This is a genomic window from Georgenia sp. SUBG003, assembly GCF_000715355.2.
GTDB lineage: Bacteria > Actinomycetota > Actinomycetes > Actinomycetales > Actinomycetaceae > Georgenia.
Genome location: NZ_CP180204.1, coordinates 4,665,816 through 4,688,327, shown reverse-complemented (window position 1 = coordinate 4,688,327; position 22,512 = coordinate 4,665,816). Strand labels below are relative to the sequence as shown.

The following is a 22,512-nucleotide window of genomic DNA, read 5'->3' as shown; positions in this document are numbered from 1 at the left end:
TTTGTCACTTCTGGTTCAGCTCCTAGTTGAAGAGGGGGCGATTCGGCCGCGACGGGCGCGTATCGGTTGTTGGTTCTGAGAAGAAGTCTCAGAGGTTTCAGGAGCCCCGTAGGGCCACTTGTAGAGATAGAGAGGTAGAGAGTTACGAGGTAGAGAGTTACGAGGTAGAGAGTTACGAGGTAGAGAGTTACGAGGTAGAGAGTTACGAGGTAGAGAGATAGAGAGATAGAGAGATAGAGCTACCTGTCCGACCTCGCCCCGCTGGTACATCGGAGGGGCTGCTGCGTCACGCTCCCCTCGCTGCTGGGCGTTTCACCCAAACCCCCGACGGGTGAAACTCCCTACCCACCCGCCCTCGTGCCCTGGGTTTTCGAGGCCCCCCCGGGTCAACCCTCGTCTACTCGGGCGCGCCAACCCGCTCCCGCGTGCATCCCGCATCCCCGGTCACCGGCTCCTCGCCGAAGGCGAAGCGCATCGAGTTCCCGCGTGCCGGACCCCCTCGTCGAACCCCCTACCTCGCGTTCTCCGCGATGCTCATGGCCGGCCTGGACGGCATCCGGAACCGGATCGAGCCGCCGGAGCCGATCGACAAGGACCTCTACGAGCTGCCGCCGGAGGAGCACGCGCAGATCGAGCAGGTGCCCGACTCCCTGCCCAAGGTGCTCGACGCCCTCGAGGCCGACCACGACTACCTCACCGAGGGAGACGTGTTCACCAAGGACCTCATCGAGACCTGGATCGACTACAAGCGCACCAGCCTATCAACCCAGTGGTCTGCTGGGGGCCTTCCCACCACGAGGGTGGTGGAAACCTCATCTTGAAGCAGGCTTCCCGCTTAGATGCTTTTCAGCGGTTATCCCTTCCGAACGTAGCCAACCAGCCATGCTCCTGGCGGAACAACTGGCACACCAGAGGTTCGTCCGTCCCCGGTCCTCTCGTACTAGGGGACAGCCCCTTTCTCAAGTTTTCCCTGCGCGCGCAGCGGATAGGGGACCGAAACTGTCTCACGACGTTTCTAAAACCCCAGCTCGCGTACCCGCTTTTAAATGGGGCGAAACAGCCCCAACCCCTTGGGGACCTACTCCAGCCCCCAGGATGCGACGAGCCGACATCGAGGTGCCAAACCATGCCGTCGATATGGACTCTTGGGCAAGATCAGCCTGTTATCCCCGGGGCGCGCCCAACCGCACGGCGTACTCGGCGCTCAAGCGACTCCTGACGAGAACGGTCGGCGACACTGGGAGGCCAAGGACGAGAAGGGACCGTCGGACAAGAGGCCCGAGGCACCCGCGGCTCCGCCGGAGAGACCGCCGGCGGCGTCGACGCCAACGCGTCCAGGTCGCACCTCTACGACGTCGCCAAGCGCCTGGACGTACCGGGCAGGTCGAGCATGAGCAAGGACGAGCTCGTCGAGGCGATCAAGAAGGCCAACGACCGGGAGACGCGCAAGAACCGCTGACCCGGGCCTCAGAACGCTCGCTCGACGGCGGACGTGAGGATCCAGCCGGCGAAGGGCACTGCCGTGACGCTCAGGAGGAACATGGTCTACGAAATGACGATTGATCTCTTCTGGGACATTTGGATCAAACGACCGATTGCCCGCTTCGAGGTGGTACACGGGTATTTTCATGCGCCGTGCCATGAGTGCCGACGTGCAACTGTTGGTATCGCCGAGAACCACCATTGCGTCAGGGCGTTCTTCAAGGAGCACCCGCTCTGTGCCCCGCAATACGTCTGCCAGCACCGTGCCGAGTGATCGAGTGTCAGCGCTGAGGAAGTGGTCGGGTCGGCGCACCGATAGGTCGTTGAAAAAAAAAAAATTTCGTTCAGTTCGAAATCATAATTCTGACCTGTGTGCACCAGGACGTGCTCGGTCGTCTCTTCGAGTCGTGCGATGATGCGAGACAATCGAATAATCTCTGGTCGTGTCCCAACTACGGTCAGGACCTTCAATCGTCCACCCATCATACTTCCTCTCGGTACGTGTCAGGGTCTGTAGGGTCGAAGAGTTCGTTCGTCCAGAAAATTGTGGCGAGTTCTGACGACCCTGTGTTGGTAATGTTGTGAGCCCAGAGCGTGGGCATGTCGATGATGCACGGTTCGTCGCCATCGACGTCGAACGTAATGGTCTCGTCGGTGAGGACGCGTCTAGCCAGAGCACCGCGGCACCGACCGCCACGGACAGCGAGACCGGGAGGCGGGTGACGACCATGTCCAGACCGACTGGCTCGACTGGAACGAGTAGCCAGGCAGGCGCGCGCACTGGATGCGTCCGGGCCGGACCCGTAGGTGCGCCCGGCGAAGAGGCCGCCGAGGAAGCCGAAGAACTGGGTCAGGAACGGCTCGTCGAGCCCGAGGTTGTCCCGGATCTGGTCGATCCGCTCGGGGTGCAGGTCTTTCCGCAGATCTGCACGGCCGGGTCCGGCGAGAGCACGAAGAAGATGACGAACGTGAACAGGCAGACGAGGAACAGCACGACCGTGACGGCGGCGAACCGGGCTGCGAGATAACGGATCATGAGCGCGTCTCCCCGTCCAGCATCGAGTGGAGCCGGTCCCCCAGGACGGTGAAGGACATGACCAGGAGGAAGAGGAACGCCCCGGGGATCAGGAAGTAGGTGGGCACGACCGCGTACCAGTTGGTCGACGCGGCGATCATCTGCCCCCAGGACGGTGCGGGGGGCACGACGCCGACGCGAGGAAAAAGGGCTAGCCAGTCAGTGGCCTCACCCCCTCACGGCCCCCCTTCTCCCGAAGTTACGGGGGCATTTTGCCGAGTTCCTTAACCACGATTCTCTCGATCGCCTTGGTATTCTCTACCTGACCACCTGAGTCGGTTTAGGGTACGGGCGGCTAGTCCCTCGCGTCGAGGCTTTTCTCGGCAGCATAGGATCACCCTGCTTCCCCCATACGGGGTCACTGTCGGACCTGAGGCTTCGTGGGGTGCGGATTTGCCTGCACCCCGCCCTGCATCCTTAGACGTGCATTGCCATTAAGCACGCGGTGGCTACCTGTCTGCGTCACCCCTGTTAACACGCTTGCCTACTGCCGGATCGGGTCCCACGCGCGGTCCCGCCGGTTCCCGAAGGAACCCACGAGACGTTGGGTGGTTAGCATCACCGGGGTCGGCATGGTCGGTCCTTCGCCGGTACGGGAATATCAACCCGTTGTCCATCGACTACGCCTGTCGGCCTCGCCTTAGGTCCCGACTTACCCAGGGCGGATTAACCTGGCCCTGGAACCCTTGGTCATTCGGCGGACGGGTTTCTCACCCGTCATTCGCTACTCATGCCTGCATTCTCACTCGTGTGGGATCCACCACTGGGTCACCCCGCAGCTTCACCTCCCACACGACGCTCCCCTACCCACCCGCGCCCCTGAACACCCCTCGAGGGGGATGCTGGGGTGTGCGCGGATGCCACGGCTTCGGCGGTGTGCTTGAGCCCCGCTGAATTGTCGGCGCAGAATCACTTGACCGCCGCATCTCGCTGTCCCTCAAGCAGGCCAACGAGGGCGTCGACCCCACCAGCGACGACTTCGACCCGTCGCTGTACGGCATGGCCGCGGAGTACGACGAGCAGGGAACTACAAGTACCCCGAGGGCTTCGACCCGGAGACCAACGAGTGGCTCGAGGGCTACGAGACCCAGCGCGAGGCCTGGGAGGCCGAGTACGCCGAGGCGCACGCCCGTTGGGAGGCGCACAAGAAGCAGGTCGCGTCCGCCATGGAGGCCGACACCGAGGCTGTCGCCTCCGCGGGCGCCGGCACCGCCGGACCGGCCAGCGAGATGATCTCGGCGGCCTCGGCGCGCAGCGCGCGTCGGCCTCGGGTGCGAAGGTCTCGCTGGACATCAGCGGTCCAGCCCTCCCAGGACGGGTCGAGCGAGGCGAGCGTCACGACGACGTCGGCCAGCTGCCCGCCCTCGCACATGATCGCCGTGGACTGAAGGTTGGAGTACGACGGGTCCCGGAAGTGGGCCCGGTAGGGGCGGGTGCCGCCGTCGGAGACGACGTGGACCCCCCATGACGCCCTTGGCGTGCTCGACCGTGACGAACGCCTGCCCGGCAGGGACGCGGAAGCCCTCGGTCACCAGCTTGAAGTGGTGGATGAGGGACTCCATGGAGGTCGACCGCAGCGCCGGGCGCTCGGGGCGACGGACGGTGCGACCTTCCACGGAAGTGACCCAGGTCACGTTCCGGCCGTGCGGTGCCAGGACGTTGGCCCCACGATCTGGACATATGGGGCCGCGATGCTTGTACCAACAAAGAGGTTCACAAACCCCCGCATAACGGAGAGCATCATGGCCACCACCGCCAGCGTCCCGTCCACCACCACCCCCGTCTACCAGGACCAGATCGTCACCTCCGGCGCCGCCCGCAAGGCGCTCGCCGCCGGCCGCATCGTCATCGGCTGGACCTTCCTGTGGGCGTTCCTCGACAAGCTCCTCGGCCTGGGCTACATGACCCCCCGCCGAGCGTGCCTGGATCAACGGCGGTGGTCGGTGCAACCGGGGCCTGATATCCACGTGGCTGCGCCCTTCGGCGGCATCAAGCAGTCCGGTCTCGGCGTGAGGGGGTGCCGAGGGGCTGGCGGAGTACCAGCAGCTCAAGTACCTCTCCGTCCCCGCGTTCTCGTAAGCCCCGGTATCGGCACGGACATGGCGATGCTGCTTCGCCCGTGCGCCCGCATCCCTCATGAGGTGCCCGCAGCACCTCGGACCTGGAGTGCTCCATGAGCAAGGCGAACGTCGCGCAGATCGCCGGAGACGGCATCGGCGTCGAGGTGATGGACTCGGCCAGAGCTGTGCTGGACGTGCTCCTCCCGCTGACGGGCGACACGATCGTCTGGACCGAGCTCGACTGGTCGTGCGAGCGCTACAGGAAGCGTGGCGCGATGATGCCGGCGGACGGCATGCTCCTGGCGGAACAACTGGCACACCAGAGGTTCGTCCGTCCCCGGTCCCTCTCGTACTAGGGGACAGCCCCTTCTCAAGTTTTCCTGCGCGCGCAGCGGATAGGGACCCGAACTGTCTCACGACGTTCTAAACCCAGCTCGCGTACCGCTTTTAATGGGCGAACAGCCCAACCCCTTGGGACCTACTCCAGCCCCCAGGATGCGACGAGCCGACATCGAGGTGCCAAACCATGCCGTCGATATGGACTCTTGGGCAAGATCAGCCTGTTATCCCCCGGGGGTACCTTTTTATCCGTTGAGCGACGGCGCTTCCACAAGCCACCGCCGGATCACTAGTTCCGACTTTTCGTCCCCTGCTCGACCTGTCAGTCTCACAGTCAAGCTCCCTTGTGCACTTGCACTCGACACCTGATTGCCAACCAGGCTGAGGTTCGAGGTCCAGGTCGACGACGTCCCAGGCGATCCTGCGCCGACGGCACCGCGCTCGTGGCGCGAATGGTGCACGCCGGGCAGGGGCGGGTGACCGGGCTGCACTACGGCACCTACGACTACTCGGCGTCCCTCGGCATCTCCGCCGCGCAGCAGTCGCTGGAGCACCCGGCGGCCGACCACGCCAAGGCCGTCATGCAGCTGGCCGCCGCCGGCACGGGCGTCCGCCTGTCCGACGGGTCCACGAACGTGCTGCCGGTGGGGGAGCCCGAGAGCGTGCGGTCCGCCTGGGCGCTGCACGCGAGGTTGGTGCGCCGCTCGCTCGAGCGCGGCTACTATTCAGTCTGTAGGGTTTCAAGTCGGGATGCCCGGGCCCCCTCGCGTGGGTGATTTCGCCCGCTGTGACCCGGGATCACGTTTAAACCCACTCGTCTCGAAAGAAATCGGGAGACGCGTACTCGAAACGGGGGGGGGCTTTAGTGGGCTCCCATCAGTTTGCATGCTGCGCTATCGTGATGCGTACGGCATCCACAACGTCGCCCCGAGTCCAAACCAGTCGAAATGATGCCGCCTGAGTCGAGCGCCTCGGGCCGCTCTATAGCGTCGCGTATGGTTACAGCGGGAAAGCCCAGGATGGTCGATTCCTCGGATATAGTCCCTGAGTCAGAGAGAACGCAACGAGCGTTTTTTCTGTAGACTGACGACCGCCCCACGAGCGTCTTGTCGCGCCGGTGGGGCGGGTGGCTGGATCCGGTCATCGCCCCAGACTAGAGGGCGCGACCTGATCGGTCAGCGGGTCTCGCGGTGCGCGGTCTTCGCGTTGCAGCGGGGCAGTACTTCGCCAGCTCGAGCCGGTCGGGGTTGTTCCGACGGTTCTTCTTGGTGATGTAGTTGCGCTCCTTGCACACCTCGCAGGCGAGGGTGATCTTGGGGCGGACGTCAGCGGACTTGCTGGCCACGGCTGTTCCTCACGTTCGGCTCGGTCGCGAGCGGCCATTCGGCTGCTTCGGATTCACTGGTTGTAGCGGGGGCGGGGCTCGAACCCGCGACCTCACGATTATGAGTCGTGCGCTCTCACCAACTGAGCTACCCCGCCGCGTGCTGCTGGCGGGTGCGCACCGGACGCGGACGGTGCTGACGTCCACGCCGACCGATTTCCACGTCCTCGCCGAGCTCGACTACGAGGGTGAGCTGCGCGTGGCTGCGAAGACGTGGAGCACCACGATCCCGCGAGACTTTCTGTAGGGGTCCTTACCCGACTACCCGCAACGCACGGTCGGTGTTGTTCAGCCGGCGGCCGAGCCCGTCCGGGCCCACGGCGACGATGTCCTCGATCCGCACGCCGAACCGGCCCTGGAGGTAGATCCCGGGCTCGACAGAGAAGCACATCCCCGGCACGAGCGGCTGCTCCTCGCCCTCCACCATGTAGGGCGGCTCGTGGGTGGTGACCCCGATGCCGTGCCCCGTCCGGTGGATGAACTTCTCGCCGTACCCGCGTCGATGACCGTGCGCGCCGCCCGGTCGACGTCCTGGCACGTGGCACCCGGCCGGACGCTCGCCGACGCCACCCGGCGCGACACGTCCGCCGCACCCTCACCGAGGAGGCGAGCGTGACGCAGCTCGCCGCTGCGTACGCCATGTCGTTCGCGGCGGTGCAGAAGCACGCCGTCCTGGAAGGGCCGGCCTCGTGACGAAGCACCAGCAGGGCCGGGAGAGATACGTGCGCGGGAACCCCGACACCATCCGCAGGGCGCAGACCCTGCTGGACCAGTACGAGCAGATCTGGCGCGGACGGGTCGACCGGCTCGACGCGCTCCTCACCGACGAGTGATCTCGCTTCAGGAAGGCGTAGCCATGCCCATCAGCTCCGTCGAGAAGGACCTCGACGCCCTCACGATGACCATCGTCGCCGAGTTCCCGGTGCCCGTCCGCCGGCTCTGGGACGCGTACGCCGATCCCCGGCAGATCGAGAAGTTCTGGGGCCCGCCCGGGTGGCCGGCCACGTTCGCCCGCCACGACATGCCCCGTCCAGCGCCAGGAGTGGCCCGGCACGACCGTCGGCCCTGAACCCCGCGCCCGACCACGGCGAGACGTCCTACACCGGGCACGACCGCCTGGCCGGCAGGAAGGCGCTGATCACCGGCGGTGATTCCGGGGATCGGCCGCGCGGTCGCGATCGCCTTCGCCAAGGGCGCCGACGTCGCCATCGCGTACCTGCCCGAGGAGCAGGACGACGCCGAGGAGACGCGGAAGCAGGTCGAGGCCGCGGGACGGAAGTGCGTGCTGTGCCCCACCGACCAGCGCACCGAGCAGGCCAACGTGGACCTCGTGAAGAAGGTCGTCGACGCGCTCGGCGGACTCGACGTCCTCGTCAACAACGCGGGCTTCCAGATGACGCACCCCGAGCTCGAGGACTTCCCGGGCGACAGATCGAGCGGACCTTCGCCACCAACGTGCTTGGAGATGCCGCCGACGTTCATGATCCCGCCCGCGAGGACGAACAGCGGCACCGCGAGCAAGGGGTACGGCGTGATGCCGGCGACCACGCGCTGGGCACCGATGGAGAGGTTGTTGTCGGTGATGAGCGCGAGCGTCAGCATGGGACGCGGCGGCGAGGGCAAAACCGATCGGTATCCGGGACGGACGCCCGCGCCGAACGAGCCCAGGAGCAATCCACCCATGTCGTTCTCCTTCCTGGGTCAGACGGTCTGCAAGGCCGGGTCGACCTCGACGGAGGCCGGGGCGACGAAACGCCGCACGGTGACCTCGAGCTGGAACACAAAACTCAGTGCGAAACTCACGGGCACGGCGACCATCTGCCAGCCGGACGAGATGCCGAGGCTGGGCAGCTGACGCCGGAACGAGGTCTCGAGCATCTCGATGCCGAACACGACGAGGGCGCCGCAGACCGCCAGGACCGCTGCCGAGGCCCCGCAGATCCTCTCCTCCCCGGTGGGCCCGATCGTCGACGAGGACGTCTTCTCCGCCGACTCCGTCACGTCGGACGAGATCGTGTCGGGCAACGCCTTCGCCGGGCAGTACACGATCACCGACTACACCGAGAACGAGCTCATCCGGTACGAGGCGTTCGACGGGTACGACGCGTCCTCGCGCCGCCGAGACGGGGACGGTCACGGCGCAGTACTTCACCGAGGAGACCTCCCTGAAGCTCGCGGTGCAGGAGGGCGACGTCGACGTGGCGTTCCGCTCCCTGAGCCCGACGGACCTCAAGGACCTCGAGGGGGCGGACAACCTCACCATCCACGACGGCCCCGGCGGGGAGATCCGCTACATCGTCTTCAACTTCAACACCCAGCCCTACGGCGGCGGCCGGTGACGCGGGAGGTCGGTGCGGTGAGGACTATCTCGCGGGCTACCTGGGCGGTTTCGGATACGAGACCGTGGCACCCGAAGAATTTCCCGTCGCGGATCAGCTCGCCATGGTTCGCGATGCAAGCCATGTGGTCGGCGCGCAAGGTTCGGCCTTCCACCTGTTCAACCTGCTCGGGCGCTCCCGCACCGACGTACTGCTGCTCCAGAGGCTGAGCGACTTCTCGTCCGCCGCCTTCGTCAAGACCCTCAAGCCGTACGTCGGCCGGCTCGAGCTGTGCCCGCCGAGCACTCGACTGGCGAGCACGTTCAGCTCCGCCCAGGACCTCACCTTCCTCGACAGTCCTCGATGCGATCCGTCTGCTCAACGACGTGATCCGGGCCAACGGGATCGACAAGCCGCGTCTCGCGGTGTGCGCGCTCAACCCGCATGCCGGGGGAGAACGGGGCAGTTCGGCCGCGAGGAGATCGACCACATCGCCCCCCGGTGTCCGGCTGGCCCAGGTCGAGGGCGTGGACGCGCAGGGTCCCTACCCCTGCGACACGATCTTCATCGCCGCACGTGACGGCGAGTACGACGGTGTGGTGACGATGTACCACCAGGGACAGATCGCGATGAAGCTCATGGGATTCGACCAGGGCGTCACCGTCCAGGGTGGGCTGCCTGTCCCCATCGCGACGCCGGCGCACGGCACCGCGTACGGGATCGTGGGGCAGAACAAGGCGAACCTCGGGCCGACGCAGCGTGCGTTCGACATCGCCGTCCAGCTCGGTCGCCGCACGCAGGAGCAGCGCGTTCCCGCTGCGGTGTGACGCGCGCGCAAGGGGCCGGTGCTGGCACCGGCCCCTTCGTGCGCCCACCGCCCAGCTCAGGCGGGGACGGGTCTTCGGGTCTCGCCGACGTGCTGGTACGCGACGGCCAGGGCCGAGTCACCGGTGAACGGGGCTGACCGGTGAGCAGCTCATACAGGAGGCAGCCCGTGGAGTAGAGGTCGGAACGGCGTCGACCACCTCGCCGCGCGCCTGCTCCGGCGAGAGGTACTGCGCCGTGCCGACGACGGCGTGGGTCTGGGTCATCGTGGCGGCGGAGTCGGTCATCGCGCGGGCGATGCCGAAGTCCATGACCTTCACCTGGCCGGTGGGGGTCAGCATGATGTTCCCGGGCTTGATGTCCCGGTGGACGATGCCCTCGCGGTGGGAGTACTCCAGCGCCGAGAGGACACCGACGACGATCTCCACGGCCTCCTCGATCGGCACGGGGTCGCCGCCGGAGAGGAGGCTGCGGACGGTGGCACGCGGTAGGTCCACCCGTCGCTGAGGAACTTCGTCTCCATGAGTTCCTCCGCACGCGCGAGCTCGTCGGGCCGGTAGTCCGACATCCGGGTGTCGTAGCGCGCGGAGTGTGCGACGAACGCGGCGACGATGTCCTCGCGCGCGCATCCCGGTCTGGGACCGCATCGGGTCCACGCGCTTGTTCGCGCTCCTGATGCCCTTGTCGGAGAGCTTCTCGCGGCCGATGCGCAGCACGTCGAGCATCTTGTCCGCGTCGATGTCGTAGCTCATGGTCACGTGGTGGAGCACCACGCCCGAGGCGAACCGCTTCTGTGCGGCGCCGCCGATCTTGCCGTGCTCGGAGGCGATGTCGTTGAGCGGTACGTACCGGGCTTTCACCCCACGACGTCTCGCGGAGGAGAGTGACGGTCTCGCGGGCGAGGGTCAGAGCATGCAGCTGACGCAGCCCTCCACCTCGGTCCCCTCGAGGGCGAGCTGGCGGACCCGGATGTAGTAGAGCGTCTTGATGCCCTTGCGCCAGGCGTAGATCTGAGCCCGGTTGACGTCGCGCGTGGTGGCGGTGTCCTTGAAGAACAGCGTGAGCGACAGACCCTGGTCCACGTGCTGCGTGGCCTCGGCGTACGTGTCGATGATCTTCTCGGCACCGATCTCGTACGCGTCCTCGTAGTACTCGAGGTTGTCGTTCGTCATGAACGGCGCCGGGTAGTACACCCCGCCCGATCTTGCCTCCTTGCGGATCTCCACCTTCGAGACGATCGGGTGGATCGAGGACGCCCCGACGGGCTCGGACCCGGCGCGGGTGCTGTGCCGGATGGTCGCACCCGCGGTGAGCTGCTCGCCGCCGCGACCGACGAGGACGGCAAGGAGACCGGGCTGCCGGGGCTGCCGAACGACGTCGGCAGGGCCCTCGCGGAGATGCGGCAGTCCAGCTTCCAGCCGGCAGCACGTGGTTCGCCGCTCTGGTCACGCTCGAGCCGAGCGGGAAGCTGAGCCTGAACCTCGACTACACGCACGAGCAGAAGTGGTCCAAGCCGCTCGAGCCGGGCCAGTACGCCGCCGACCTGCGCCGCTACCCGCGCGACGACGAGCACACCCCTGAATGGCTGCGCGAGCGGCTGGCGGAGGACGCGGCGTCCGGCGAAGGCGACCGTTCGGGGGGAGTGACCCCACCGGGCGGGCGTGACCCCGCCCCGCACCCAGCACAGGGGACCCAAAGGGTCACGTCGACAGCCCATACCCCCCCTGGGGGGGGTACGGGTTTTTCCCCCGTGGGGCGTCGGCCCACCGGGGGCCCGGGCGCACAGTGACGGGGGAGGGGCGCCAGGGCCCGGGCTACAGCGGGCACCCAAAGGGACGACTACGCCCCCGGGCGGGCTGCGTCGCATCGAGGGGCCAGGTCCCGCGGCATCGCGCGCATGGTCGACGAGGACACGTACTGCATCGACGTGCCCACCCGGCTAGCGCAGGAACGTCCCAGTAGAGGAACCCCTCGCGGGACGGTGCAGGTCATCCGGCGCTCCCAGGGTCGAGTGTCCGCAGGACCCGTCCGCGAAAGTGCCCGGTGACGGCGCGTCTTGCGGACATACCTGTCGTCAGAGGGTGCGAACTCCGGCACGCCCCGCCCCACGATGCTCGGGGAAGCGCTCAGGGGTCTCCACCGTTTGCAGCTAGGAGACGTCGAGCCGTCGACGGCTGATGAAGGCCCGGGGCCCACACAGTTCGGGTGGGCCCCGGGTTCTCCAGTTCGGCCGTTGGGCTCGCCTCATGACAGCCACCCGAGTGCGGTGGTGCCTGCGGACGTAGGGTCGGAAGCATGGACCAGCAGCGGACCAGCACGACCGAGGAGTACCCCGAGCACCCCGGAGGGGGCACCGACGAGCCGCGCGACGGAGTGCTTCTCGGAGTACTCCGACATGTCGATGCGGATCATCGCCCGCTCGTCGAAGAGGAAGTCCGCCAGGGACTTCGCGAGCTCGGTCTTGCCGCGCCGGTGGGACCGAGGAAGAGGAAGGACCCGGTCGGCCGGTCGGGATCGGAGACCCCCGGCGCGGGTGCGGCGCACGGCGTCGGAGACGGAGCGCACCGCGTCGCGCTGGCCGATGAGGCGCTGGCCGATGACGTCCTCCATCTGCAGGAGCTTCTCCGTCTCGCCCTGGAGCAGCCGTCCCACGGGGATGCCGGTCCAGGAGGCGACGACCTCGGCCACCTCGTCCGCGGAGACGCGGTCGGCGATCATCGGGGCGCCGTGACCTCGACCGACGACCTCGACGGATCGCCCTCCTCGACGTGGATGTGCCCGTCGACGTCGTTGAAGGCGCCCCGCACCTTCGTCACCATCGCGTGGCGGGCGGAGAAGCCGCGCGTGTGCGCCGCGTCGAACACCCACTCACCGCTCAGCGACGCGTCGAGATCGGTCATCATGACTCCCTTGCCGGGGCTCCGTCGTTGCCCGAATGACCGGAATTCTCGCACCAGATCCGCCCGCCGAGGGACGGTTTGCGACCGTAGACTTCGCTGCGCGAGGGGGCGACCGTCCGCCGCCCCGCCTTCCACGAGGACGTGGTCACATGCGGATCTCCGTGCCGCGCGAGGTCAAGAACACCGAGCTGCGCGTCGCCATCACCCCCGTCGGGCGTCGACCACGCGCGCCACCACCTCGTCTCGCCCGCGTACGGCGGTCCGGCGGCGGTGGCCCGGGCGATGGTCGGCGTCCACGCACAGATCATGTCGGCGGCCGAGCTCTCGCTCGGGCTGCGCACGGCCGGCGCCACCCGTCAGGACGTGCGCCGGGCGCTTTCGGAGGACGGCACGCTCGTCAAGACGTTCGGACCGCGCGGCACCGTGCACCTGCTCGCCGCCGATGACCTTCCGTTCTGGACGGCGGCGCTCGCCGCCGTCCCCCGGCCGGGCGGTGACGGTCTCCCCGGCGACGTGCGGCTGACCCGCGACCAGACGGAGGCCGTGCTCGCCGCCTTGACCTCGTTCCAGAGGTTCGCGCCACGCAGCGACTGCTCGACCAGGTCGTCCGCCTCCGACTTCCGGATGCGGTTGTGTGCCGCACCCCTGCGAGGACGTTGTCCGCGATGGACATCGTGGGGAAGGGGTTGGGCCGCTGGAAGACCATGCCGACCTGCCGGCGCACCTGCACCGGGTCGACGCCGGAACCGTAGAGGTTCTGCCCGTCCATGAGGGCCTCACCCTCGACGCGGCGCCCGGGATGACCTCGTGCATGCGGTTCAGCGTGCGCAGGAACGTCGACTTGCCGCAGCCGGAGGGCCCGATGAGCGCGGTGACGGAGCGGGGCTCGATCGTCATGCTGACGCCCTCGACCGCGAGGAAGTCCCCGTAGTAGGCCGTCGCCGGCGCGGCGAGCGGCAACATCGACATCTCCGAGAAGCTCTCCGACGCGCTGCCCGCCTACCTCGGGCTGGTCATCGGGGCTCTCGCTGATCATCCTCGTGCTGGTGTTCCGGTCGATCCTCGTGCCGGTCATCGCCACGGGCGGGTTCATCCTGTCGGTGTTCGCGGCCTTCGGCGGCGTCACCGCGATCTACCAGTGGGGCTGGCTGGGGACATCTTCGGCGTCCACACGCCCGGCCCGGTGCTGAGCTTCCTGCCGACGATCCTCATCGGCGTCCTGTTCGGCCTGGCGATGGACTACCAGCTCTTCCTCGTCACTCGATCCCCTCCATGTCGAGGTCTGGAACTCCACGCCCTTGTCGCGGAGGTTCTGAACTTCGGTGTCGAAGTCACCGTCCGGCGCCTCGAGGGCCATGGCCGTGGCCTTGTTCGTGCGGCGTAGGAGGACTCGTAGACGAGGAACTGCCCGGAGCCCGCGGTGTAGACGATGCCACCGGCCTCCTCCCTCCCCCGAGTCGAAGCCGAGCGTCTCCTCGTAGAAGGACCGGGCAGCTGCGAGGTCCTTGACGGCGAGGGTCGGGACGGGGCTGTAGGCGGAGAGCATGACTACCTCCCGTGCGGGTCGGGCGACCATCGACCGACCGGCGCTCTCGACGCTAGAACCCGCTCCGGGGGTAGTCAACGGGTCCGGCGCGGCGGCGGATCTTGTGCGCGACCACGGGCGGCGACCTTTCAGCACTGACGCACCCCCGCATCAAACCCCCCCCACGTGCCCAAACATTTTCGTTTGACAAACATAGTGTTTGATCCCTCTGTGATGGGGTCTAGGCCTCGAACGATCATGCCCCACGCGGCTGCTCTCGCCGCCCCATCGCGCCGTTCTGGGGTGCTGCCGGCGGGGGATGATCTCTCCCGGCGACCGTGGCAGCATGCCGGACAGCCCACGAGCGACAGCCGCTGGTGTGGGTGGCTGTGGGCGCCGAGCCCGGGCAGCAGTACTTCGCCGGGTACCTGATCGAGAAGTCGCTGGCCGTGGACAACGTCTTCGTCTGGGCGATCATCTTCAGCCACTTCGCGGTGCCCCGCGAGTTCCAGCACCGGGTGCTCTTCCTCGGCGTGCTGGGGGCGCTGGTGTTCCGGGGCGTCCTCATCGCCGCCGGCGCGGTGCTGATCCAGAACTTCTCCTGGGTGCTCTACCTCTTCGCCGCCTTCCTGCTGCTCACCGGGTACCGGATGATCCGGCAGCGCAACGAGCACCTGGACCCGGGAAGGTCGACCGTGCTGCGCACCTTCCGCCGCTTGGTCCCCATGACCGACGCACCGGATCGCGGTACGGGCGGCATCGACGGCTGTCCTCACGGAAGGGGAACTCGGTCGAGCTGCCAGACCCCTCCCAGCTGTTGACCTTGAGCGTGTAGAAGAACTCGAAGATCTCGGTCATGTGGACGGTGCCGACGACCAGGTCGTCGTCCCAGCCGCGCAGGTTGTCGTTGACGTCCATCGCCCAGAGCTTGCCGTGGTCGATGAGCAGCTGGGCGGCTGCCGCCGGTGACTCCCCGCCGAAGAGCGAGTGGCCGAAGTCCATGAGCACGCCGATGTTGTCCCGGCCGGTCTCCTGGATGCCGAGCAGCGTGGTGGCGGCCGAGTCCCAGAGCATCTTCACGCGCGGCTCGCGCGGCTTGTACTCGATGACGAACTTCAGGTCCGGGTGGGCCCCGGCGAGCTCGCTCTCTCCTCGTCGAACGGAGCCACGCGCGTGGTCAAGCTCGCCTATGTCATCGCCGGATCAGAGGCCACCGGCGCCGGCATCCAGGTGGACCTCAAGACGTTCCAGCAGCTGGGCGTGTACGGCGTGGGCACCACCACGTGCATCGTCTCGTTCGACCCGAGGAACGACTGGGCGCACCGGTTCGTGCCGGTCCCGCCGGACGTCATCTCCGAGCAGATCGAGGCCGCGACCGCCGCGCACGACCTCGACGTCGTCAAGATCGGCATGCTCGGCACGACGGAGACCATCGAGGTCGTCGCAGGGACGCTCCGCAACCAGGCGTGGCGCCACGTGGTGCTCGACCCGGTGCTGATCTGCAAGGGCCAGGAGCCCGGCGCCGCATGCGAGGCGACCTGGCGTCGCTATGGTGAGGCCGTGACTGGCGCGTCGCGAGAATCCGAAAGCCCGTATCTGGGCGAATGCGATGTTGGCCGTCGGTATGCTCCTCAGCGGAATTGGACTCGTCCTAGGTCTGAGCGACGGCGCGACGTCACTCCGCTATGCGCTCCTGGCAGGATGCGCTGCTCTGTTCGTGGTCTTCATCGTGCAGTTGATCCTTGCGTGGCGGCGGCTCAAAGAGGATCGCCGCCTGGGGCGAAGCGACAGCTCAACACCGCGCTAGGGGTTCTGGATCGGCATACCGATTGCGCCTGAGTGGCATCTCCCCCACAACCGGGACCCCGGGCAATAGCGTTTTTTAATCCGACGGAGGGCGGTGGGACATGAGCGAGTCGCCGTGGAGTGTTTCGTGGAAGGTGCCGCTGACTCTGTGGTTGCTCAGATTCTTACAGTGTTGACTGCGCTCGATTTTTTGAGCGGGCCCATTGTCGCAAAAATAGCGGGAGAACTGTAAAGGGCACTGGGTTTCTGGGGCCCACTGGGTTTTCGGGCCAGCGATATTTGGGGGCGGGCCCTCGAACACCCCCGGGGGCGGGTGAGCGACTATCGCGCCCTCATGGGATGGGTTCGTGGGCGAAAGGGCATTTTTAAAGCTTGCAAACTCGAAACGGGAGTGCTCTTTAGGGGAGAGTACACGTCAGCAGCAAAGGGGGGCGTTTCCATAAAGACATTTTCTCGCGCTGATGAGTGGAAGCTGGAGTCGACCGTTGAGGTAAGTTCGCCCGGAACTACGGAAGCGACCGAGAAATACTATTCTTATTCCATTTTCCCGCGTGAATCAGATGTACAAGGGCCTGGTCTTCGCCACCATCTCCATCGCGGGCGCTGTCCGTGACCGTGTGGGCGCACCACATGTTCACCACCGGCGGCGTGATGCTGGAGTTCTTCTCCCTGATGACGATGCTCATCGCGGTGCCCACGGGGCGTGAAGTTCTTCAACTGGATCGGCACGATGTGGCGCGGGAAGCTCACCTTCGAGCGCCGATGCTCTACTCGCTCGGGTTCCTGGTGACGTTCCTCTTCGGCGGCCTGACCGGTGTCATCCTGTCGAGCCCGGCGATGGACTTCCAGGTCCACGACACCTACTTCGTGGTGGCGCACTTCCACTACGTCGTGTTCGGCACCGTCGTGTTCGCGATGTACGCGGGCTTCTTCTTCTGGTGGCCGAAGTGGACGGGCCGGATGCTCGACGAGAAGCTCGGCAAGATCCAGTTCTGGATCCTGTTCGTCGGCTTCCACACGACGTTCCTCGTGCAGCACTGGCTCGGGGTCCAGGGCATGCCGCGCCGCTACGCCGACTACATGGTCGAGGACGGCTTCACGCTGTACAACCAGATCTCGCGTCGCGAAGGAGAGCCTCCTTGCCGCAGACCTTGCACTCCCACACCGGCGGCAGCTCCGCGTCCACCGAGAACGGCAGCGTGAACACGTGGCCGTCGGGCAGGTGAACTCCGCCATCATCCGGGGTGCCAGCTCGACGCCGTCCTCGGACTCGAGGCTGTTGGCGCCGATCTTCATGCCGCGTAGTGAGCGTTCTGCCATGGCATCTCCCTCGCTCGTGAGTGGTCCGGAGGCAGGTGCGCGCCGTCCGGATAGTGGGGGCCGACCCGGGCCCACCACCCGCTGTGTTCCACCATGTCCAACGACAAGGGTCCTCCAGGTGTTCCAGTTCTGCTCGTCGAGTTCTGTGACGTGGGTCTAACTCCGGCGTCGGGCCGCGGAGGGGTGGTGGCGGGAGATGATCAGGACCGCGGCCTCGATCCAGTGGGAGTCGGTGATGGGGTTGGTGCCGCCGATGGCGAGGGGGAGCTCGGCGAGGTACATGAAGAGCATGAGCAGGGAGCCGGTGACGGCGGCGATCTTCAGGCCGGCGCCGGTGATCATGGCGACGCCGATGCCGAGGAGGCCGGCCATGAACAGCACGTCGCCGAAGGGGTTGGCGAAGAGCTGGAAGAAGCCGGCGAAGGGGCTCTCGATGCCGTTGATGAATCCCTGGGCGGGGGTGCCGCCGTTGATCCAGGCACGCTCGGCGGGGGTCATGTAGCCCAGGCCGAGGAGCTTGTCGAGGAACGCCCACAGGAGCCGCGGTAATACGTAGGGCGCAAGCGTTGTCCGGAATTATTGGGCGTAAAGAGCTCGTAGGCGGTCTGTCGCGTCTGCTGTGGAAACGCGGGGCTCAACCCCGCGCCTGCAGTGGGTACGGGCAGACTAGAGTGCGGTAGGGGGAGACTGGAATTCCTGGTGTAGCGGTGGAATGCGCAGATATCAGGAGGAACACCGGTGGCGAAGGCGGGTCTCTGGGCCGTTACTGACGCTGAGGAGCGAAAGCATGGGGGAGCGAACAGGATTAGATACCCTGGTAGTCCATGCCGTAAACGTTGGGCACTAGGTGTGGGACCCATTCCACGGGTTCCGTGCCGCAGCTAACGCATTAAGTGCCCGCCTGGGAGTACGGCCGCAAGGCTAAAAGCTAAACGATCGACGGCGCGACCCGCACGGACGGCCAGGCCGCCACGCTCGAGAACCTGGGTCCGCAGTTCCCCGGCGGCCTCGCGTGGTGCACGACGAGGACAACACGGGCGGCACGGCCTCGAACTTCAAGTACGTCGCCGCCCGGAAGGCTCTCCGGACCGCTCCACCCGGGTTCCGGGCGCCCGGGTGACGGGCTTCTTCCTCAACGACTCGTGGGCCCCGTCGCCAACCACGTGTTCCGGTACGGCAGGCTCACCGACCCGGTGCTGATCGGGGACTGGGACGGCGACGGCGCGGACACGATCATGGTGCGGCGCGGCAACGTCTTCCACGTGACCGACGAGCTGCGCGGGGGCCCTGCGGAGCGCGTGTTCGCGTACGGCCGGCCCGGGGAGTCGGTCCTCGTCGGGGACTGGGACGGGGACGGCAGGGACACCCTGTGGACGCCATGTCCTTCTCCATCGGCGAGGTGCGCGCGCAGGTCGAAGCGGGGAGATGAAGGTACTCGGCATCGCCTGGAGGACCGCCTCGAGGCCCTGCCCGACGTCCCGACCTTCAGCGAGCAGGGGTACGACGTGCAGATCGGCACCTTCCGCGGCATGGCCGGCCCCGCCGGGATGGACCCGGAGGTTGTCAGCACCCTCAACGACGCCTTCGTGAAGATGGCCGAGGAGGAGACCTTCGTCGAGGTGATGGAGAACAACAGCTTCGGCGTCCGGGTGATGGAGACGGAGGAGTTCCAGGAGTTCTTCGAGACGCCCGTGACATGTACGTCGACCTTCTTGGTGAGGGCGCATAAGCATGATCGCTGATCGTCGAACCTCGGTGCGGACGGCTTGTAGTCGAAGTGGCGAGGCCCGGTGTACGTGGGCCGCGCCCGGGAAGCCGTTCTCGAGCAGGTCGACCGTGAAGACGCCGACAGCAGGTCGCCGTGGCCGAAGGCCAGGTCCTGGTCGTACTTGATGGAACGCTGCCCGTTGAGGTCGATGTGGAACAGCTTGCCCGACCACAGCGCCTGGGCGAGGCCGTGGGTGTAGTTGAGGCCGGCCATCTGCTCGTGCCCCGTCTCGGGTTCAGGCCGACGATGTCGCCGTTCTCGAGCTCGGCGATGAAGCCGAGCGCGTGGCCGACGGTCGGGAGGAAGATGTCGCCGCGCGGCTCGTTGGGCTTGGGCTCCAGGGCGATGCGCAGGCCGTAGCCCTTGTCCTTGATGTAGCCGGCGACGGTGTCGATGCCCTCGCGGTAGCGGTCCAGGGCGGCGTGGACGTCCTTGACGCCGTCGTACTCCGAGCCTTCGCGCCCGCCCCACATCACGAAGGTCTCGGCGCCGCCCGACCGCGCACCGCCGTGTGACCGGCCTCCTTGCGGGTGCCGCTTACCCTGGGAGCAGACCATTCCCCTTCTGGAGGACGTTCTATGACTTCGCCCCGCTCCGCCGCGCCCGTGACGGAGCGCCGGAGGCCCTGCGCGCCACAGCCGTGCTGCTCGACCTCGACGGCACGATCACCGACTCCGCGCCCGCGATCACCAGCGCCATCGCCGAGACCCTCGCCGCGTTCGGCTACCCGCCCGAGACTCCGGAGCAGCTGCTGCGCCACGTCGGCCCGCCCCATCCGCGACGGCCTGCTCGAGTTCGGCGGCGTGCGCGAGGAGGACCTCGAGCCCATGGTCCTGCACTACCGCGCGCTCTACGCCCAGCGCATGCTCGACGTCGCGCTCTTCCCCCGGCGTGCCCGAGCTCCGACGAGGACTACGGGCTGCTCTACATGCTCGTCGACGGTGGCAACGGCGTCGGAAACAGCAACCCGCAGGACCTTGCCACCCCGCACGGGAAGATCTTCCGCATCGACCCGCTCGGCGACGACAGCGAGAACGGGCAGTACGGCGTCCCGGGCACCAACCCCTTCGTGGACACGCCAGGGGCCCTGGGCGAGATCTACGCCGTCGGCATGCGGGACCCGCACCGCATCAGCTGGGACCCGCAGGGTGACAACCGCATGTTCCTCGGCCACATCGGCGAGTGGCAGGTGGAGTCGATCTACGAGGTGCGCGCCGGAGACAACTTCGGATGGTCCGAGCGCGAGGGGCCGTTCCTCGCCGAGAACCGTCAGATCTACCCGCTGCCCGCCAACGACGACGAGTTCGGCTTCACCTATCCGGTGGCCGCCTACGACCACAACCGGGACCCGGCCAGAGGGGCGCGCCGGTGTCGCCGTCGGCGGGCGGTTACGCGTGCCTCGCGCAGCGCGGCGACGACGTCCACCGGCTCCGCCGCCGACTCCTCGATGGTCTCGCGGTAGTACCGCCCCCAGACCGTCGAGGGGTGTGCCCCGCGCTGGACCGGCACGCCGGAGGGGGCGGCACGTCGCAGATCTTGATGGTGTTGTTCTCCGAGGCGTTGATCGCCTCGGCCAGGTCCGTGCCGACCTTCTTGCCGTCCACGTCGAACGCGGCGAACTCGAGGTCGCGCACGTGGTAGTCGCCGAACTTCACGTGCATCAGTCCGGGGACCGTGCTCTCGGGGTCCGCGTCGGCGTAGAAGTGCACGCCCTGGACGAGCGAGGACGCGCAGTTCCCGACGCGACGATCGCGACGCGGATAGCACTCATGCTTGCTCCTTGGTTGAGGGTGGGACATCGGGAGTGGCGGTCGCGCCGTCGGCGCTTCCGCTTCTTGTTCTCTCGTGGACGACGGCGGAGGTGCCGCCGGCCCCGTTCCGAACGCTGGAGAGCCCGCCTCCTCCTCCCCCCGCGGCCCCGGGTCGGTCGCCGCCGTGGCGGTGAGGTTAGGGCGGCGCGCCGGGCGTTCCGCGCATCCCCAAATCGGGGCGAGCTCCGGCGTCGTCCACAGCCGCCCGGGGAACGCAGCCAGCCCCCCGGCCGCAACGGCCGGGGGCTGCTGTCGCCGAGCTTCTCAGCGCAGGCCGAGCGCCTGCTCGATGGGCCCGATGGCGAAGTAGACGACGAACAGCACCGCGACGATCCACATGAGCCAGTGGACCTTGCGCGCCCCGCCCTTGCGGGCGGCGGAGAGCACGACGTAGGCGATGAAGCCCGCGCCGATGCCGACGGTGATGGAGTACGCGAACGGCATGAGGATGATCGTCAGGAACGCCGGGATCGCGATGGCGGCGTCGCGCCACGGGATGTCCGTCACCTGCATCATCATCAGGAAGCCGACGATCACCAGCGCCGGGGGTGGCCGCCTCGTAGGGCACGAACGCGGTCAGCGGGGAGAGGAACGTCGCCAGCAGGAACGCGGTTGGTCGTCACGCTGGCTGGAATCTGGCTTTGGACGGGGGAGATCAAGGCTCGAGCGGGCACGGTCTCGCCGACGATCCTGCCTTGCGTGGTTCCAGGGCGACTGCTCGGCGAGCGCACGGTCGGAACGCAGCTCCTGACCCGGGCGTCGCGCGCCGCTCAGTGGCGTTCGAGGTACGTCTCGTAGGCAGGCAGCGTGCCGTCCAGCACCGGAACGAAACGTCGACGGCGCCAGCGCCCGGGCTCGAGGCGGTGGCGGGCAGGGTGGCACCCGGGGGTGCGTCGACGCTGTCGGGCGTCAGCGTGGCCCTGGTGAAGTTCACCTCGCCCCCCGCCGGCAGGTCGAAATCGACGCCGGCCCGCCGTCGAGAACGATCTCGACCGTGACAGGGTCGGTGGACCTGTTCACCGCTGCCCCGAGCAGGTGCCCTTCCTCGGGCCAGCGGCAGGGCGAGAACGGCGAGGGCGGCGGCCGTGCGGCGGCGCGGAAACGTCATGAGGATGATTCTCAGTGGCAGTGAGAATCGGTGTCAACTACGGTCCGCGGTGAGAGCCCTCACGCACGGACGGCGAGCGGGGCGGGCGCAGCGAGGCCGCCCGCATGGGTAGGTTCGTCCCGCAGCAGCGCGCCCGTGCCCCGCCGCAGACACCCGCACCAGCCAGATGCGGGTCACCGACCAGCAGGAGAGTTCAACCGTGGCCACACCCTCGCGCCTGGACAACGTCATCAACCTCGCCAAGCGGCGCGGATTCGTCTACCCCTCCGGTGAGATCTACGGCGGCACCCGGTCCGCGTGGGACTACGGTCCGCTCGGCGTGGAGCTGAAGGAGAACATCAAGCGCCAGTGATGGCGTGCGACCGTCACCTCCCGCGACGGGTACTCGTCGCGGGCGGCGCCCGCTCCGCCACGAGGTGGACGATCTCCTCGTACACCTTCGGGTACAGAGTGGCGAAGGACAGGTCCTCGAGCTCCCACTTGATGGTGTTCATGCCCAGTCGGTGGGCGAGCGGGCGTAGAGTCTCGAGGTCTCGCGGGCCTTCCGCTCCGCGGAGGCGGCCGGGACGTACTTCCAGGTGCGGGCGTTGTGCAGGCGGTCGGCCAGCTTGATGACCAGGACGCGGATGTCCTTGGCCATCGCCACGACCATCTTCCGCACGGTCTCCGCCTGGGCGGCGTCGCCGTAGGTGACCTTGTCGAGCTTGGTCACGCCGTCGACGAGCAGAGCGATCTCGTCGCCGAACTCTCTGCGGAGCTGCTCGAGCGGGTAGTCGGTGTCCTCGACGGTG

Annotated in this window: 16 protein-coding genes, 1 tRNA gene, 27 pseudogenes and 4 other annotated features; of the genes and pseudogenes, 21 read left to right on the top strand and 23 right to left on the bottom strand. The window is 67.2% G+C overall.

The features are described from left to right. Positions 1 to 425 precede the first annotated feature (425 nt). Together DA06_RS27730 and DA06_RS27725 are read left to right on the top strand one after the other, a co-directional pair. A pseudogene (locus tag DA06_RS27730) lies at positions 426 to 701 on the top strand (type I glutamate--ammonia ligase); the annotation flags it as partial. A gap of 27 nt (positions 702 to 728) precedes the next feature. Next, positions 729 to 1,225, bottom strand: a sequence feature (23S ribosomal RNA rRNA prediction is too short). A gap of 12 nt (positions 1,226 to 1,237) precedes the next feature. Beyond that, positions 1,238 to 1,459: a Rho termination factor N-terminal domain-containing protein gene (locus DA06_RS27725; RefSeq protein ID WP_418608273.1), complete on the top strand. Its 222-nt coding sequence runs from the start codon at positions 1,238 to 1,240 to the stop codon at positions 1,457 to 1,459. Between the two features lie 78 nt (positions 1,460 to 1,537). Here the strand turns inward: DA06_RS27725 and DA06_RS27720 are convergent. The 3 genes and pseudogenes from DA06_RS27720 to DA06_RS27710 form a co-directional block, all read right to left on the bottom strand. Then, positions 1,538 to 1,965 (bottom strand): annotated as a pseudogene (locus DA06_RS27720) (UDP-N-acetylglucosamine 2-epimerase); the annotation flags it as partial. Further along, positions 1,965 to 2,518 (bottom strand): annotated as a pseudogene (locus DA06_RS27715) (hypothetical protein). The pseudogenes DA06_RS27715 and DA06_RS27720, both read right to left, overlap by 1 nt. After that, positions 2,515 to 2,685 carry a hypothetical protein gene (locus tag DA06_RS27710; RefSeq protein ID WP_418606575.1) on the bottom strand — a complete coding sequence of 57 codons (171 nt, stop codon included), beginning with the start codon at positions 2,683 to 2,685 and terminating at the stop codon, positions 2,515 to 2,517. The pseudogene DA06_RS27715 and the gene DA06_RS27710 overlap by 4 nt, the downstream one beginning before the upstream one ends. A 116-nt stretch (positions 2,686 to 2,801) precedes the next feature. Further along, positions 2,802 to 3,276: a sequence feature (23S ribosomal RNA rRNA prediction is too short), on the bottom strand. 199 nt (positions 3,277 to 3,475) lie between these two features. On the opposite strand from DA06_RS27710, the pseudogene rpsA reads away from it, so the two are divergent. Then, positions 3,476 to 3,753: pseudogene (gene rpsA / locus DA06_RS27705) on the top strand (30S ribosomal protein S1); the annotation flags it as partial. A gap of 96 nt (positions 3,754 to 3,849) precedes the next feature. On the opposite strand, the pseudogene DA06_RS27700 reads toward rpsA, so the two are convergent. Beyond that, positions 3,850 to 4,122, bottom strand: a pseudogene (locus tag DA06_RS27700) (NADH dehydrogenase subunit D); the annotation flags it as partial. 177 nt (positions 4,123 to 4,299) lie between these two features. Here DA06_RS27700 and DA06_RS27695 point away from each other — a divergent pair. The 3 genes from DA06_RS27695 (at position 4,300) to DA06_RS27685 (ending at position 5,732) form a co-directional block, all read left to right on the top strand. Continuing rightward, entirely contained in the window at positions 4,300 to 4,734 is a 435-nt protein-coding gene (locus DA06_RS27695; protein WP_418606574.1) for a hypothetical protein, read from the top strand. Next, on the top strand, positions 4,731 to 4,973 hold the full coding sequence (locus DA06_RS27690; RefSeq protein WP_418606573.1) for a hypothetical protein: 243 nt from the start codon (positions 4,731 to 4,733) through the stop codon (positions 4,971 to 4,973). The genes DA06_RS27695 and DA06_RS27690 overlap by 4 nt, the downstream gene beginning before the upstream one ends. A 47-nt stretch (positions 4,974 to 5,020) precedes the next feature. Then, positions 5,021 to 5,418, bottom strand: a sequence feature (23S ribosomal RNA rRNA prediction is too short). After that, positions 5,409 to 5,732, top strand: a complete 324-nt coding sequence (locus DA06_RS27685; RefSeq protein WP_418606571.1) for a DUF6986 family protein — start codon at positions 5,409 to 5,411, stop codon at positions 5,730 to 5,732. Its footprint overlaps the feature before it by 10 nt. A gap of 155 nt (positions 5,733 to 5,887) precedes the next feature. On the opposite strand, the pseudogene DA06_RS27680 reads toward DA06_RS27685, so the two are convergent. The 3 genes and pseudogenes from DA06_RS27680 to DA06_RS27670 all read right to left on the bottom strand — a co-directional run. Continuing rightward, positions 5,888 to 6,034, bottom strand: a pseudogene (locus tag DA06_RS27680) (UDP-N-acetylglucosamine 2-epimerase); the annotation flags it as partial. A gap of 97 nt (positions 6,035 to 6,131) precedes the next feature. Further along, a pseudogene (gene rpmG / locus DA06_RS27675) lies at positions 6,132 to 6,301 on the bottom strand (50S ribosomal protein L33). A 63-nt stretch (positions 6,302 to 6,364) separates the two neighbouring features. Next, positions 6,365 to 6,438: transfer RNA gene (locus DA06_RS27670), tRNA-Met, on the bottom strand. A gap of 2 nt (positions 6,439 to 6,440) precedes the next feature. Between DA06_RS27670 and DA06_RS27665 the strand changes: the two genes are divergently transcribed. Further along, the gene (locus tag DA06_RS27665; RefSeq protein WP_418606569.1) at positions 6,441 to 6,587 is read left to right on the top strand and encodes a hypothetical protein; all 147 of its coding nucleotides are present in this window, start codon (positions 6,441 to 6,443) and stop codon (positions 6,585 to 6,587) included. A gap of 6 nt (positions 6,588 to 6,593) precedes the next feature. Here the strand turns inward: DA06_RS27665 and DA06_RS27660 are convergent. Next, positions 6,594 to 6,901, bottom strand: a pseudogene (locus tag DA06_RS27660) (M24 family metallopeptidase); the annotation flags it as partial. On the opposite strand from DA06_RS27660, the pseudogene DA06_RS27655 reads away from it, so the two are divergent. From DA06_RS27655 to DA06_RS27645, 3 genes and pseudogenes are all read left to right on the top strand, one after another. Beyond that, positions 6,843 to 7,173 (top strand): annotated as a pseudogene (locus DA06_RS27655) (ArsR/SmtB family transcription factor). The pseudogenes DA06_RS27660 and DA06_RS27655 sit on opposite strands and share 59 nt — an antisense overlap. Positions 7,174 to 7,196: 23 nt before the next feature. Beyond that, on the top strand, positions 7,197 to 7,409 hold the full coding sequence (locus DA06_RS27650) for an SRPBCC family protein (RefSeq protein ID WP_418608464.1): 213 nt from the start codon (positions 7,197 to 7,199) through the stop codon (positions 7,407 to 7,409). A gap of 78 nt (positions 7,410 to 7,487) precedes the next feature. Next, positions 7,488 to 7,688: pseudogene (locus tag DA06_RS27645) on the top strand (NAD(P)-dependent dehydrogenase); the annotation flags it as partial. Positions 7,689 to 7,855: 167 nt separating this feature from the next. Here DA06_RS27645 and DA06_RS27640 read toward each other — a convergent pair. Both DA06_RS27640 and DA06_RS27635 read right to left on the bottom strand, forming a co-directional pair. Further along, positions 7,856 to 7,942: pseudogene (locus DA06_RS27640) on the bottom strand (hypothetical protein); the annotation flags it as partial. A gap of 99 nt (positions 7,943 to 8,041) precedes the next feature. Beyond that, complete coding sequence (locus DA06_RS27635) at positions 8,042 to 8,218, bottom strand: hypothetical protein (RefSeq protein WP_418608272.1); 177 nt, start codon at positions 8,216 to 8,218, stop codon at positions 8,042 to 8,044. 299 nt (positions 8,219 to 8,517) lie between these two features. On the opposite strand from DA06_RS27635, the gene DA06_RS27630 reads away from it, so the two are divergent. After that, complete coding sequence (locus DA06_RS27630; protein WP_418606568.1) at positions 8,518 to 8,679, top strand: hypothetical protein; 162 nt, start codon at positions 8,518 to 8,520, stop codon at positions 8,677 to 8,679. 344 nt (positions 8,680 to 9,023) lie between these two features. Continuing rightward, positions 9,024 to 9,485, top strand: a pseudogene (locus tag DA06_RS27625) (4-hydroxythreonine-4-phosphate dehydrogenase PdxA); the annotation flags it as partial. A 68-nt stretch (positions 9,486 to 9,553) separates the two neighbouring features. Here DA06_RS27625 and DA06_RS27620 read toward each other — a convergent pair. From DA06_RS27620 to DA06_RS27610, 3 pseudogenes are all read right to left on the bottom strand, one after another. Next, positions 9,554 to 9,962 (bottom strand): annotated as a pseudogene (locus DA06_RS27620) (protein kinase domain-containing protein); the annotation flags it as partial. Further along, a pseudogene (locus DA06_RS27615) lies at positions 9,962 to 10,346 on the bottom strand (lipoate--protein ligase family protein); the annotation flags it as partial. The pseudogenes DA06_RS27615 and DA06_RS27620, both read right to left, overlap by 1 nt. A gap of 42 nt (positions 10,347 to 10,388) precedes the next feature. Continuing rightward, positions 10,389 to 10,736, bottom strand: a pseudogene (locus DA06_RS27610) (ribonucleotide-diphosphate reductase subunit alpha); the annotation flags it as partial. On the opposite strand from DA06_RS27610, the gene DA06_RS27605 reads away from it, so the two are divergent. Beyond that, positions 10,725 to 10,955 carry a hypothetical protein gene (locus DA06_RS27605; protein WP_418606567.1) on the top strand — a complete coding sequence of 77 codons (231 nt, stop codon included), beginning with the start codon at positions 10,725 to 10,727 and terminating at the stop codon, positions 10,953 to 10,955. The pseudogene DA06_RS27610 and the gene DA06_RS27605 sit on opposite strands and share 12 nt — an antisense overlap. 859 nt (positions 10,956 to 11,814) lie before the next feature. Here DA06_RS27605 and DA06_RS27600 read toward each other — a convergent pair. Together DA06_RS27600 and DA06_RS27595 are read right to left on the bottom strand one after the other, a co-directional pair. Next, positions 11,815 to 12,201 (bottom strand): annotated as a pseudogene (locus DA06_RS27600) (AAA family ATPase); the annotation flags it as partial. Beyond that, complete coding sequence (locus tag DA06_RS27595) at positions 12,198 to 12,302, bottom strand: hypothetical protein (RefSeq protein ID WP_418608270.1); 105 nt, start codon at positions 12,300 to 12,302, stop codon at positions 12,198 to 12,200. The gene DA06_RS27595 and the pseudogene DA06_RS27600, both read right to left, overlap by 4 nt. A gap of 363 nt (positions 12,303 to 12,665) precedes the next feature. Here DA06_RS27595 and DA06_RS27590 point away from each other — a divergent pair. Then, a pseudogene (locus DA06_RS27590) lies at positions 12,666 to 12,881 on the top strand (DNA glycosylase AlkZ-like family protein); the annotation flags it as partial. A gap of 56 nt (positions 12,882 to 12,937) precedes the next feature. On the opposite strand, the pseudogene DA06_RS27585 reads toward DA06_RS27590, so the two are convergent. Then, positions 12,938 to 13,352 (bottom strand): annotated as a pseudogene (locus tag DA06_RS27585) (phosphate ABC transporter ATP-binding protein); the annotation flags it as partial. Here DA06_RS27585 and DA06_RS27580 point away from each other — a divergent pair. After that, a pseudogene (locus tag DA06_RS27580) lies at positions 13,333 to 13,644 on the top strand (RND transporter); the annotation flags it as partial. The pseudogenes DA06_RS27585 and DA06_RS27580 sit on opposite strands and share 20 nt — an antisense overlap. A 66-nt stretch (positions 13,645 to 13,710) precedes the next feature. On the opposite strand, the pseudogene DA06_RS27575 reads toward DA06_RS27580, so the two are convergent. Beyond that, positions 13,711 to 13,929, bottom strand: a pseudogene (locus DA06_RS27575) (VOC family protein); the annotation flags it as partial. 353 nt (positions 13,930 to 14,282) lie between these two features. On the opposite strand from DA06_RS27575, the pseudogene DA06_RS27570 reads away from it, so the two are divergent. The 3 genes and pseudogenes from DA06_RS27570 to DA06_RS27560 form a co-directional block, all read left to right on the top strand. Beyond that, positions 14,283 to 14,645 (top strand): annotated as a pseudogene (locus DA06_RS27570) (TerC family protein); the annotation flags it as partial. Positions 14,646 to 15,081: 436 nt separating this feature from the next. Beyond that, on the top strand, positions 15,082 to 15,747 hold the full coding sequence (locus tag DA06_RS27565) for a bifunctional hydroxymethylpyrimidine kinase/phosphomethylpyrimidine kinase (protein ID WP_418606565.1): 666 nt from the start codon (positions 15,082 to 15,084) through the stop codon (positions 15,745 to 15,747). Between the two features lie 576 nt (positions 15,748 to 16,323). Continuing rightward, the gene (locus DA06_RS27560) at positions 16,324 to 16,917 is read left to right on the top strand and encodes a cbb3-type cytochrome c oxidase subunit I (RefSeq protein ID WP_418606563.1); all 594 of its coding nucleotides are present in this window, start codon (positions 16,324 to 16,326) and stop codon (positions 16,915 to 16,917) included. Here the strand turns inward: DA06_RS27560 and DA06_RS27555 are convergent. Then, a pseudogene (locus DA06_RS27555) lies at positions 16,811 to 17,034 on the bottom strand (RNA polymerase-binding protein RbpA). The gene DA06_RS27560 and the pseudogene DA06_RS27555 overlap by 107 nt on opposite strands. A gap of 156 nt (positions 17,035 to 17,190) precedes the next feature. After that, positions 17,191 to 17,532, bottom strand: coding sequence for a hypothetical protein (locus DA06_RS27550; protein WP_418606562.1), 342 nt, complete (start codon positions 17,530 to 17,532; stop codon positions 17,191 to 17,193). A gap of 74 nt (positions 17,533 to 17,606) precedes the next feature. Then, positions 17,607 to 17,936, top strand: a sequence feature (16S ribosomal RNA rRNA prediction is too short). 240 nt (positions 17,937 to 18,176) lie between these two features. On the opposite strand from DA06_RS27550, the gene DA06_RS27545 reads away from it, so the two are divergent. Further along, entirely contained in the window at positions 18,177 to 18,776 is a 600-nt protein-coding gene (locus DA06_RS27545) for a tripartite tricarboxylate transporter substrate-binding protein (RefSeq protein ID WP_418606561.1), read from the top strand. Positions 18,777 to 18,793: 17 nt separating this feature from the next. Here the strand turns inward: DA06_RS27545 and DA06_RS27540 are convergent. After that, positions 18,794 to 19,293: pseudogene (locus DA06_RS27540) on the bottom strand (TIM barrel protein); the annotation flags it as partial. 20 nt (positions 19,294 to 19,313) lie between these two features. On the opposite strand from DA06_RS27540, the gene DA06_RS27535 reads away from it, so the two are divergent. Beyond that, positions 19,314 to 20,264 (top strand): PQQ-dependent sugar dehydrogenase, encoded by a 951-nt coding sequence (locus DA06_RS27535; RefSeq protein ID WP_418606560.1) that lies wholly within the window; start codon positions 19,314 to 19,316, stop codon positions 20,262 to 20,264. Here DA06_RS27535 and DA06_RS27530 read toward each other — a convergent pair. Both DA06_RS27530 and DA06_RS27525 read right to left on the bottom strand, forming a co-directional pair. Next, positions 20,192 to 20,573: pseudogene (locus DA06_RS27530) on the bottom strand (inositol-3-phosphate synthase); the annotation flags it as partial. The gene DA06_RS27535 and the pseudogene DA06_RS27530 overlap by 73 nt on opposite strands. Positions 20,574 to 20,877: 304 nt before the next feature. Continuing rightward, a pseudogene (locus DA06_RS27525) lies at positions 20,878 to 21,220 on the bottom strand (NCS2 family permease); the annotation flags it as partial. A 667-nt stretch (positions 21,221 to 21,887) separates the two neighbouring features. Between DA06_RS27525 and DA06_RS27520 the strand changes: the two are divergent. After that, positions 21,888 to 22,070: pseudogene (locus tag DA06_RS27520) on the top strand (hypothetical protein); the annotation flags it as partial. A gap of 46 nt (positions 22,071 to 22,116) precedes the next feature. Here the strand turns inward: DA06_RS27520 and DA06_RS27515 are convergent. Then, a pseudogene (locus DA06_RS27515) lies at positions 22,117 to 22,511 on the bottom strand (HD domain-containing protein); the annotation flags it as partial. Position 22,512: the final 1 nt, after the last annotated feature.

Excerpts from the sequence above, each read along its gene's own strand:
- DA06_RS27550 (WP_418606562.1), bottom strand. The coding sequence starts at position 17,532 with ATGACCCCCGCCGAGCGTGCCTGGATCAACGGCGGCACCCCCGCCCAG.
- DA06_RS27690 (WP_418606573.1), top strand. The coding sequence starts at position 4,731 with ATGAGCAAGGCGAACGTCGCGCAGATCGCCGGAGACGGCATCGGCGTC.
- DA06_RS27695 (WP_418606574.1), top strand. The coding sequence starts at position 4,300 with ATGGCCACCACCGCCAGCGTCCCGTCCACCACCACCCCCGTCTACCAG.
- DA06_RS27595 (WP_418608270.1), bottom strand. The coding sequence starts at position 12,302 with ATGGTGACGAAGGTGCGGGGCGCCTTCAACGACGTCGACGGGCACATC.
- DA06_RS27685 (WP_418606571.1), top strand. The coding sequence starts at position 5,409 with ATGGTGCACGCCGGGCAGGGGCGGGTGACCGGGCTGCACTACGGCACC.
- DA06_RS27650 (WP_418608464.1), top strand. The coding sequence starts at position 7,197 with ATGCCCATCAGCTCCGTCGAGAAGGACCTCGACGCCCTCACGATGACC.
- DA06_RS27635 (WP_418608272.1), bottom strand. The coding sequence starts at position 8,218 with ATGCTCGAGACCTCGTTCCGGCGTCAGCTGCCCAGCCTCGGCATCTCG.